This window comes from Methylobacterium sp. Leaf125 (genome assembly GCF_001423085.1).
GTDB lineage: Bacteria > Pseudomonadota > Alphaproteobacteria > Rhizobiales > Beijerinckiaceae > Methylobacterium.
Window position 1 is genome coordinate 1 of the sequence record NZ_LMNU01000036.1, and the last position, 10323, is coordinate 10323.

10 protein-coding genes, 1 tRNA gene and 2 pseudogenes are annotated in these 10323 nt (G+C 63.2%); 9 read left to right on the top strand and 4 right to left on the bottom strand.

Annotated features, from left to right (window positions below):
* Both ASF58_RS26230 and ASF58_RS19905 read left to right on the top strand, forming a co-directional pair.
* Nucleotides 1–109, top strand: a pseudogene (locus ASF58_RS26230) (porin family protein); the annotation flags it as partial.
* Between the two features lie 248 nt (nt 110–357).
* Nucleotides 358–606 (top strand): hypothetical protein, encoded by a 249-nt coding sequence (locus tag ASF58_RS19905; RefSeq protein WP_055956652.1) that lies wholly within the window; start codon nt 358–360, stop codon nt 604–606.
* 1059 nt (nt 607–1665) lie between these two features.
* Here ASF58_RS19905 and ASF58_RS19910 read toward each other — a convergent pair.
* From ASF58_RS19910 to ASF58_RS25335, 4 genes and pseudogenes are all read right to left on the bottom strand, one after another.
* Nucleotides 1666–1895, bottom strand: a pseudogene (locus ASF58_RS19910) (hypothetical protein).
* A gap of 487 nt (nt 1896–2382) precedes the next feature.
* A tRNA-Ser gene (locus tag ASF58_RS19915) sits at nt 2383–2472 on the bottom strand.
* Nucleotides 2473–2550: 78 nt separating this feature from the next.
* Complete coding sequence (locus ASF58_RS19920; RefSeq protein ID WP_055956655.1) at nt 2551–3708, bottom strand: tyrosine-type recombinase/integrase; 1158 nt, start codon at nt 3706–3708, stop codon at nt 2551–2553.
* A 32-nt stretch (nt 3709–3740) separates the two neighbouring features.
* A complete protein-coding gene (locus ASF58_RS25335) occupies nt 3741–4238 on the bottom strand; it encodes an Arc family DNA-binding protein (RefSeq protein ID WP_162242081.1) in 498 nt (165 codons plus the stop codon).
* 529 nt (nt 4239–4767) lie between these two features.
* Between ASF58_RS25335 and ASF58_RS26235 the strand changes: the two genes are divergently transcribed.
* The 7 genes from ASF58_RS26235 (at nt 4768) to ASF58_RS19950 (ending at nt 9746) form a co-directional block, all read left to right on the top strand.
* Nucleotides 4768–5034, top strand: coding sequence for a hypothetical protein (locus ASF58_RS26235; RefSeq protein ID WP_156375811.1), 267 nt, complete (start codon nt 4768–4770; stop codon nt 5032–5034).
* A complete protein-coding gene (locus ASF58_RS19925) occupies nt 5031–5261 on the top strand; it encodes a hypothetical protein (protein WP_055956658.1) in 231 nt (76 codons plus the stop codon). The genes ASF58_RS26235 and ASF58_RS19925 overlap by 4 nt, the downstream gene beginning before the upstream one ends.
* On the top strand, nt 5261–6667 hold the full coding sequence (locus ASF58_RS19930) for a DnaB-like helicase C-terminal domain-containing protein (protein WP_244477414.1): 1407 nt from the start codon (nt 5261–5263) through the stop codon (nt 6665–6667). Before ASF58_RS19925 ends, ASF58_RS19930 begins: the two co-directional genes overlap by 1 nt.
* A complete protein-coding gene (locus tag ASF58_RS25345) occupies nt 6667–7605 on the top strand; it encodes a DUF1376 domain-containing protein (RefSeq protein WP_082513198.1) in 939 nt (312 codons plus the stop codon). The genes ASF58_RS19930 and ASF58_RS25345 overlap by 1 nt, the downstream gene beginning before the upstream one ends.
* Entirely contained in the window at nt 7605–9071 is a 1467-nt protein-coding gene (locus ASF58_RS19940; protein ID WP_055956667.1) for a hypothetical protein, read from the top strand. Before ASF58_RS25345 ends, ASF58_RS19940 begins: the two co-directional genes overlap by 1 nt.
* A 131-nt stretch (nt 9072–9202) precedes the next feature.
* Nucleotides 9203–9448 (top strand): helix-turn-helix domain-containing protein, encoded by a 246-nt coding sequence (locus ASF58_RS27645; RefSeq protein ID WP_055956670.1) that lies wholly within the window; start codon nt 9203–9205, stop codon nt 9446–9448.
* A 91-nt stretch (nt 9449–9539) separates the two neighbouring features.
* Nucleotides 9540–9746 (top strand): hypothetical protein, encoded by a 207-nt coding sequence (locus ASF58_RS19950; RefSeq protein WP_055956674.1) that lies wholly within the window; start codon nt 9540–9542, stop codon nt 9744–9746.
* The last annotated feature ends 577 nt before the right edge of the window (nt 9747–10323 follow it).

Sequence of the window (10323 nt, forward strand, 5' to 3'; positions counted from 1 at the left end):
CACCACCGCCAGCCCGGGCGTCGTCCTGGTCAGCGGCGGCCGTCAGGTGCGCGACACCGAGTTCGCCGTCGTCCGCGCCGGCCTGAACTACAAGTTCGGCTCCTACTAGGATCGACGGGACTTTTCGGTTCGGCCTGAGCGTCCCCAGCCCCGATCACCTGGCCGCTTTCGTCGCAACGCGCCTCGAAGAGACATCCTCGGGGCGCTTTCGTGTGTGCGATCCGCCTTCCAGCCTTCGGTGGCCGCTCCCTTCTCGGCCGAACACAGCCGCGGAGCTTGATCTCAACGCGGTGCGGATCAATCGGCAGATTGACGAGGTTGACCCTCTGCCGCAGGGACCGCGGCGAGGAGCGTGCCGTGTACAATCCCTTCCTGTCGACGATGCTGCTGGCCTTCGAGGCGCAGAAGGTGATCGAGCTTCGCCTCGTGCGCTTGGCCTGGGGCGGCCGGGAGGGCCGGGACGAGATGCAGTCCATGGTGGCTGAGAAGATCGATGCGGCGATCGAGGCGACGGGCACCCTGATGATGGGCGGCTCGCCCGAGACCGTGATCGCGCGCTACCGGGAGCATGTGGCGGCCAACACCAAGCGCTTGAGCGCAGCGTGAGGCCGATGTCCGTGTCGACCGAGGATCAGGCAGGGCGCGCCACGCCCTTCGATCGGAGCCAGCCCTTGACGGTTCGCGCAGAGGCCGTCATCGGCGAACCGACGCCTTGGGCCTGGGCAATCTACCGAGGCCCGGATCGGGTCCTGATCGTTCGCTCGCGCCCTGAATTCTGGGATCCGGCGACAGCGCTGGATGCGGGCCTTGAGGCTGCCGGACGCGTCGGAAACCGGCTTCGCACCGAGGTGGTCGTCGAGGCCGAACGTCCTTGCCCGGAGCCCGCCGGAAGCGAATTCAGGACGTCAAAGGCGGCCCTGAGCGCGGTTCAGGAGGCAAGGCTCGCCGCGGCGGATCAGGCCATGGCCCAGGCCAGCACCAGAATGCCGCCGAGAAACATCCCGTAGGTGGCCACGACAGCGGCGACCTCGCGGTGCTGGCGTAGGACGGAGCGAGTGAGTGACATCGGACGGGACCAGGAACAGGCGTGCGGCCTCTGTCTGATCGTCCAATTATGCCGATGTGAGGGCCATTAGCGCCCCGATGGACGAGAAACCTCCGCCGTCGCGCGGGGGTCACATGCGTCGTTCGACGAGCGGCTTTCGCGGGACCGACACGGTTTGAGCACGCTGGCGTTCGCGCGCTTATCGCGCGCCTGGATCGCTGATTGCTCCGGCCACCGCAGCGGTCAGGGCCGCGGTCATCATGCCGAGGAAGGTCACCGTGATCATCACCAGGCCCTTTCGAGGTGTGGCTCGGGCGCACCAGCGCCGCTGAACCACGTCATGCCTGCCAATTCGTTTACGAGCCGTTAACCCTCGGGCGAAGCCTGCCGCGCAGACGGATCCTCAGGCGCAGCAGAAGACCCGCCGCGGCCGGGGCTGGGCAGGTCTCAAAGTCGGATCCGTCCGGCGAGGCCCTTACAGGCTCAGGACGGCGTAGGCCGAGCCGACGATGGTGAAGACGAGGCCACCCGCGAAGGCGGCGGTCATGGCGTACGAGACGCCGTTCAGCAGCATCCGGGGGTCCCTCCGATCAGCAGCGATGTCCGCCCGCGGTCTGGCCCTATTGCTGGATGGGGAAGTTCTGCTGGTTGGCGTTGCCCTCGGCGGCCGCGCTCATCGGGCAGCCGAGAGAGGCCGGGGACGGCGCACATCGTTGACCGAGCCCTTGGTCTCGGCCTCGTAGGGCGCGAAGGACGTGTAACGGGCGGGGCTGTCATAGGCCATGGCGGACGAGATCGGGGCAACGCCAAGGACGAGGGCGGTGGCGAGGGCAGCGATACGGGTCTTCATGAAGGCTTGCTGGCTCCTTCACAGTACGAACCCAATCACGGGCTCGTTTCTCTCTGTCTGAAACGAATATGGTGAGCCCTTCGCATTCTCGACGTGCCAGCGGACACGCGATGAGGGGGATGAAAGCCGAAGGCGGCACATCCGGTCTCAATGATTCTGGTATGAATCTCGGAAGAGGTCGCCCAATGTCCTACGCTTGAACAAGGTATACCAGCGTCGGCGCTGATATTCGGGTCGATCGTGGTTCAGGGGACAGCGCTGGCAAAAGGCCGCGAGGTTCTTCGAGGTGTCGTGGCATTGGTTTGGTTATGCCCATACCAAGCCGGAGAAACGGATCATCGGAATCGCTTAGTCTCAGCACAGGCAAGGGTCCGATGCCGTGCGATTCCAGCCGGTACAAACCGGTTGGAAACCTGCGGTTTGATGAAGCCTCCTCGGGGCGCCCATAACGAAACCCCAGAATATTCAAGAGATTCTACAAGATCATTGGCGGAAGGGGTGGGATTCGAACCCACGGTGGAGTTGCCCCCACGGCGGTTTTCAAGACCGCTGCCTTAAACCACTCGGCCACCCTTCCAAGTCCTTGCAGAGACTGAATAATTTGCCTCTGCCGAAGCACCGGGAAATGGCCCGTTGCTACCGATTTGCTACCCAATTAACCGGCAACCCTGTCTATGGCCGCCCGCATGGCGGCGTCAACCTTCGCTGCGGCGTCTTCCTGCATCCCCGGCATCACGTGGGAGTACAGATCGAGCGTTATGCCGATGCTGGAGTGGCCAAGGCGCTCCTGCGCGATCTTCGGGTGGATGCCGCTGGCGAGCATCTGTGTCGCATGGCTATGCCTCAGATCGTGGAAGCGGATCCGGGGCAGGGCGCTCGACTGAGCCAGGATGCGCGTAAACTCGTGCGTCAGGCTGTTGGGTTGAACCGGCATGCCGTCCGCCTGTGCGAAGACATGGTCATCGTCCGAAAGGCGAACACCGAGCTTCAGAAGCTCCTCAGCTTGCCGGATGCGCTGACGGCGGAGCTCGTCGGCCACAATCGAGGGGAGGGCGACTCGTCGAGACCTCCCGCTCTTCGTCTCCTTTGCTCGAGTACCACGGTGGGTCTGCTCGGTGCTCTCGACAATCGCGAGCTGCCCGGCTGCGAAGTCGACAGCTCTCCAGCGCAGAGCGGTCACCTCTCCACGGCGCAGGCCACAGAGTGCGCCGAGCAGGACTGGCGTAAACATCCGCGTCGGCCGGAAGTGGGCGAGCAGCTGAGCCGTCTCATGGGCGTCCAGCGCCCGCATCTTCGTCTTCTCGACCTTGGGCCCTCCAACGGCGTCGGCAGGGTTTCGAGCGAGGATCCGCCACTGCACGGCTTGGCTCAGCGCCTGGCGCAGGATGCGGTGCATGTGGTGGACGGTACGGGGGGAAAGTCCACCCGACCCATCGCGCCGGCCACTCACGAGAGCCTTGGAGTACGCCGCCGAGATCTGCTCCGGCCGCAGCTTCGTGAGGATCACGCTGCCGAGGAGAGGGACGACGTTTTTCCGGGCCAGCTCGGCGTAGCGCTCGTGGCTCCGCGGAGAGACCTGCGAGCGCATGTTGTCGAGCCACCGGTCGAGGTATTTGGCCAGGGTCTCCTTGCCGGGCTCAACATAGTCGCCGCCCTGCATCTCGGTGATAAGGCGGGCGCACTCCTTCTGCGCCTCTCGCTTCGTGCCGGCGAACGAGTGCCACTTCCGGCGGCGCTTCCCAGTTTCCTGATCTGGAGCGTCGAGGATGATGGCCCAGCGGCCGGGCGAACGTTCGCGGATGTGACCCTTCATGACGAATCTCCCATTAAAGGGCCTGAGCCTAATCAGTCTTCGTCCGTAACGACGACTTCAACTGGCGGACGGGGCGGAGCAAGGCCGCCGAGAGCAGCGAAATATTGGACCTGTTCGTCGGGCGACATCTTATTGAGGTCGCCACGCGGAAAGTTGCGGCGGTTCTTCAAGACACGATCGCGATAGTTTCTAATCAGCTCGCAGGTCGTACCACAAAATAGCGAATAAACTTCGTCATCCTCAATCCAGCTTTTCTCTTTCCAGTCTTCTATGTGCGTAAGGCTGCTCGCCATTGCGCGAGCAATTCGAAATACATCTTCGCCTAAATCAAATCGTATTTGCTCAGTTTTTGCGAGAGATAACTCAAGCCTATGCTCAATTTCCTCGCTCACGGACCTTCCAGAAGCCTCAGCTGAAACTCTGATTTGTTCTCGCAATTCATCACGGGCGCGAAACGTCAGGTTATTCCTTTTGCGCTCCTCGGGCGGCTTTGGCTGCCCGCCACGCTTCCGACCTTCGCTGGATGCCATTCCGATTTCCTCGATCCATTCAATGCACGAAGTTTCACATGCAATGGACTTGACTGCAAGCCAATCCCATCCCATTCATTCAATGCACGTGAATTGCAGTGCAATGGAGGTTCTTACGATGTCAGACGGTCAGTCGCAGCGTCGGACGATCAGCATCGAGGAGGCGGGACGGCAGCTCGGCCTCAGCCGAAATTCTGCATACCAAGCAGCGGGACGCGGAGAGATCCCAACGATCAAAATCGGACGGCGATTGCTCGTCCCTGTGGTTGCGTTCGATCGGTTACTGGATCAGCCCGCGCTTTCGCAGAAGGGGGCCGCGTAACGCAATGGCCCAGAATGACAGAACCCCCGCCACGGGCATGGCGAGGGCTCTGGAAAATGTCTGCTTGGCCGCTGACAGCTTCCAGATAGCACCCAAGCCCCTCGAAATCCAGAAGCGTCGTCTTCTCAGCCGCTACAAAGTCAGTCCGGCGGTAGCGGAAGCTATTGCCGCGCTCGCCTACGGCACTCTCAATCAGGGAGGCGGCGCATGATCAACCAGGTCGATCAGCTCTGGTTTCGAGTACATCCTGAGCGCCAGTACCGCCTGCGCCGTTTGACGGGACCTGAGATTCTAGGTGGAGCTGTGCTCCCTGCGGCCTTTCATACCATTTGGGCCGTCGTTCATCGTGGATCCAATCAACGCCTAGAAATGGCTTATCGGCGTTCTTCTGGATTGCCGTGCGCCGATTACGACCTTGATCTAAAGACCCTCTTCGAGCGGTTTCGTTCGACCAATAGCGGAGGCCATGCGTGAGCGACCTCCGTACCATCGCGACCGTTCGCAAGAATAACTCACAGGAAATCCGAGTCAGCGTCGCCATTCACGATGGCTACGCCCTTGTCGACATGCGGGTGTTCTCCGCGCCTCGCAGCAGCCGCGGCGAACCCGTGGCGACCAAGGCCGGCATTTGCCTCACCCGGGCCAAGCTGCCCGAGCTCATCCTGGCCCTCCAAGCAGCAGAGCGCGAGGTGACGCGATGATGAGTTCCACAACCGCTACCGACGTACTGCCCCCGAACGCGTTCGAGGCCGAACAGGCTCTGCTCGGGGCTATCCTACACAACAATGATGCTCTGGACCGTGCACGGGATCACATGCAGACGGCCGACATCTTCGACCCGGTGCATCGGCACATCTATGGAGTGATGCTTCAGAAGAGGGATGCTGGCGAGACGATCGATTTTAAGTTGATGAAAGCTGTGCTGAGCGATGCCGACCTCGGCGGTATCACTGTCGGCGGCTACCTCGCCAAGCTGCTAGCTGAGGCGATCACAGTGAGTGGAGCAGCCAGCTACGCCCGGCTGATCGCCCAGGCCGCAAGGATGCGGCGTGTGCTGGAAACCTCTCAGGCTGCCGTCGCTGCGATGACAGCGGGATCCGTGCATAGCCCGGCCGAGTACGCCGCCTTCATGATTGAGGCGCTGGACGAGGTTGCCAGCGCCGGCCTCAGCGAGAGTGCCCGACGTGTCACCCTCGGCCAGGGCGTGGCCAGCGTGCTCGCTCGGGTGGATCAGACTCGGATGGGCAAGGGCATCACCGGCGTGCCCTACGGCGTGCCGAAGCTGGATACCTCGACCCTCGGTATGCGGCCCGGCCAGTTTGTGGTGCTGGCCGGCCGGCCGGCCATGGGCAAGACTACGGTGGCCATCCACATCGCCCTCACGGCCGCGCGCCGCAGCGGTGCCGTTGGCCTGATCTCCCTGGAGATGAACGCCGAGGAGCTGTCCGAGCGCGTACTCTCGGCAGTGGCCTACAATCCGCGGGAATGGGACCAGATCACCTACCGGGCCATTGCCGAGGCGCGGGGGCTGTCTGAGGCCGCTATGGCTCGGCTGCGCGATGCGACCGAAGCCTGCGCCAATATCCCGCTCTGGATCGAGCAGCAGCCCGGCCTGACCCTATCGCAGATCTCGGCCCGAGCCCGGCAGATGAAGCTAAAGGCCGAGCGTCAGGGCATCCCGTTTGCTGTCCTCGTCATCGACCACCTTGGATTGATTAAGCCGTCTAAGCGCTACTCTGGCAACCGCGTGCAAGAAATGACTGAGATCAGCTCTGGCCTAAAGGGATTGGCGAAAGAGCTCGGCATCCCGGTACTCGGCCTGTCCCAGCTCAACCGGGAGGTGGAGAAGCGGCCCGACAAGCGCCCCATCCTCTCAGACCTGCGTGAGAGCGGGTCCATCGAGCAGGATGCCGACGTGGTGCTCGGGCTCTTCCGCGACGCCTACTACCTCGAGCACAAGGCTGACCGCACCGATGTCGAGGAGGACCGCCTCGCCCGCACCATCAACACGCTCGAAATCGAAATTCTGAAGCAGCGTTCCGGGCCCACCATCCGGATCGAGTGCTTCTGCGACGTCGCCTGCAACGTCTTGGCGGAGGCACGCTGATGGTCGGCTTCTACAAGCACGATATCCCAGCCTGGATGGACGGAACGGAGGCCCTTTCCGATGGGGCCTACCGTGCCTACCACGTCATCGTTCAGCTCATCATGCTTAATGAGGGGCCGATCGCGCTGAACGAGCGGGGCATCGCGGGCCGCTGCAACCAGGCCATCAAGAGCTTTCGGGTGCATCTGGACGCTCTCCTGAAAATTGGAAAGCTCATCCTTTGCGACGGTCGGCTAACAAATCCACGAGCCGAAATCGAACTTCAGGCGGTCAAGAAAAATCGTGAGAACGCAGGCAAAGGCGGTTCATCACCAAAAAAACTGTCCAAAAACTCGGCTGAGCAGGTTGTGAGTGGTGCATCAGGTGCGGATGAACCCTCGGCCGACCACGATAAGCCCTTGAAAAATAACGAGGCAGGGAAAGCGGCGCTTGATAAGATATCAAGCCTAAAAGAGAAGAGAAGAGAAGACTCCCCTATAGTCCCCAAGGGGACCGATCGGTTCGAAGAATTCAGGGCAGCCTATCCGCCGAGGAATGTGCGCTTCCAGGCAACCCCTGCCCGGAAACGATGGCTTGAGGCGCTGAAGCGAGGTGCCGATCCGGAACAAATCATAGCCGGTGCTAAATCATACGCCGCGGAGCAGCACCGGATCGGCAAGGCGGGTACCGAGTTCGTCAAAACCGCCGAGGTTTGGCTGCGGAACCAACTCTGGAACGACTACCAGCCCGAGCCGGCAGCTCCGGCGCAGGATGCGATCGCCACCATCCCAGACGACCAATGCCGAGAGTGGGTGCGCCAGTGGAAGCAGCGCGGCGGCTACTGGCCCTGGCGGCGTGTGCTGCCACCGAATGACCCGCGGACCACGATCCCCGCCCATATCCTGCTGGCCGAGGCTGGGATCCAGCATCCTACCACGCTGCTGAAGGAGGCCTGCTGATGATTGCCAGCCTCGAGACCTTCGCCAAAGTCCGCGCCCTTCACGATCGCACCGACAACCTGGGCGAGAAGGCCGCCGCCGCCGGCCGGATGGAAGCGCTCGCCCAGAAGGCCGGAATGACGACGGCGGAGGCGGTGTCCAAATTGGACGAGGCGCCTTCGCAGCCGGGGCCAGGCGTGGACTGGTCCGCCTTCGCGGACGTCTTCTGGAGGGCCGAGGCGGCGACGGATGCTGCGGATGGACCGGAGGCCCCATGCCAGCGCCGAGGCCTGCCCATCTACGACCCGGACAAGGTCGAGCCCTGGTGCAGCGTTGCCGAGCACTGCCGACAGCTCGAATGGATCATTCCGAAGGCACATGGTGGCAGGTTCCTCACGAAGGAGGAGCGCGCCCGGCTGAAGGTGCTCACCCGGCATTACGGCTCCGTCAAGAACTCCACCGCCGACTGGATCGAGTCCGTTCTCGCGCGATGCGAGGCAGCACGGCAGTCTTGGCGCGATCGGGGCAAGGCCGGCGTGCTGCCCGATAGGAAGGCGACCGAGAGCGACATCGAGAAGGCAGCGGAACTCGTTGCCGCGGCGAAGCGCCGGGAGGCGTCCAAGTTGGACGAGCCGGAAGGGCAGCCTGCCGCCACCCGCAACCCCTTCGAGGCGCTGTTCAACACCCCGGAGTTCCGCGCGCAGCAGGCCGAACGCCAGCGCCGAGACGCAGAGCGCCGCGCCGCGGCCTTGGCCGAGTACGGCAGCGAGGATGCGGTGTTCGCGGAGAATGAGCACGAGCGCGCCCTTGAGGCGGCGTGCCGACCCTGGATCGTGCGCAGGCCCATCATCGGCGGCGACATGGACACCTTGTTGGGCTGGGACTTCATCGGCGGGGGTGATTTCCGGCCGGAGGTTCGGAAGGCGGTCGCCGCCGCCTATGACCTGCCGGTCAGACCTCGCGAGGCCTGGGAGGAGTGGCAGGGCTGGGATCGGCTCTACCGAGACCGCGAGGCGTTCTTCCGCGATTACGGCTTCCCAGTCTGGGTGGAGGCCCGGCGCCACGTTGTCGAAGAGCTTCTGAACGAGGCGCCGGCTCAGTCAATGAACGATCTTCGGGCTCGGCTCTCGTGGATCGAATACCTGAAGAGCATCGACATTTTGGGGCACCGACCCCGTGATGATGCCCTTCTCGCTACCCTTCGCGCCGACATCGAGCGCATGGGCGCGCGCATCAGGGACGAGGCTGCTTTCGTCCAAAATGGACAGGGCGATAGGACCGAGCCGGTGAGCTCCCCCGATCTGGGGACCGCAAGTCCCACTGTCCAATCTGGACACCTGCGGCGCACCAACGCCGAAAAGCGCCGCGATGTGCTTGCCCTGCTCAAGGCAGAGAACACCGGCATTGCCCCTCTCACCGATCGCGAGATCGCCCGCCGAGCCGGCGTCTCGCCTCAAACCGTCGGAAACATTCGACGAGGCCGCTGACTACCGTATCCGAGTACCTGTTGGAGTGCGTACCCATGCAGCCCCATACCCAAAACATCGATAGGCGCAGCGCTGCTGTTTCTCGCTCCAGCGATAGCCGTTGCCTAATCCCGTTCGATCGCCGCGAGGGCATGACCACGGCGGAAGCCGCCGAGCAGGCGAATCGCACCGAGCGCACGATCCGGATGTGGTGCCGAGACCATGACATCGGCCGGCGCGTCGCTGGTGGTCCCTGGCTCGTATCCCGAGTCGCCCTAGCGATGTACCTGAACGGCGACGCTGCTGCCCTCAGTGCCTACCTCGCTGGTGACCGGCGAAGGTCAAGGGTCTGGCCGTACTTTGCTGCTGAGGGCCTGGAGGAGCTCGCTTTCGGTTGAGGGATGCACGTCGCGGAAATCGTGACGTATCCCGTTGCCACTCAGACCGGGCACGGTCTGCACACCCTGAGCCCCACACGAGGAGCCTGCTGTGCAGACCGCCGCCCGTTCCATGCCCCTTCCCGAGTTCGTTCGTTTCCGGGCCGAGCGGGGTATCGCCGATGCCCTCCTCGAGGCAGCTCGCAAGCGCCGCACGTCGGCCTCTGAATATCTGCGCCACGCCCTGCGCAATCAGCTCGTCGCCGACGGCGTGGATCTCCCGCCGCTGGAGCCTGCGTCCAACCGCAACGACGCCTAATCCTCTGTGCGAAGGAGAGCATCACCATGGTAAAAGCCAAGCTCGCCACCGCGGGGACCGAGCTCGCTAGCCTCCTCGCCACCTGCACCAATCTGCAGGCCCATCAGTCCGCCCTAGCTGGTGCGGGTGGAGGCGCAAGCATCCCTTCCGCCCATCAACGCAGCACCCACCGGAGGCGTTAGGGACCCTGGCTCCTCAAAACGTATACGGGTGGTCGGGGCCCCCGATGTTCCTAGCGCTACACGCCAAATCGGAGGTACGCACCCATGCCTGAAGGGGTCTCGCAGAGGCAGCTCGCCAAGATCCTTGACGTCTCGGAAGGAGCGGTGCGCAAGGCGATTTTGTCGAAGCGCATCAAACGCTTGCCGAGCGGTCTTATAGATCCCGTTGCGGCTCGGTCGGCCTGGAGTTCGGCCACAGATCCGGTGCGTACCAAGGTGCGTACCTCGCCCAAGGTACGCACCCGAGGTACGCACCCCTGGGATTGGGATTGCCCCGTTTCTGTGGACGGTTAGGGGGCTTGGCTGAGCAGGGTCTCAGGTGACGGGTGCGGCCGGGTCTCCTGCTCGTAGACGAC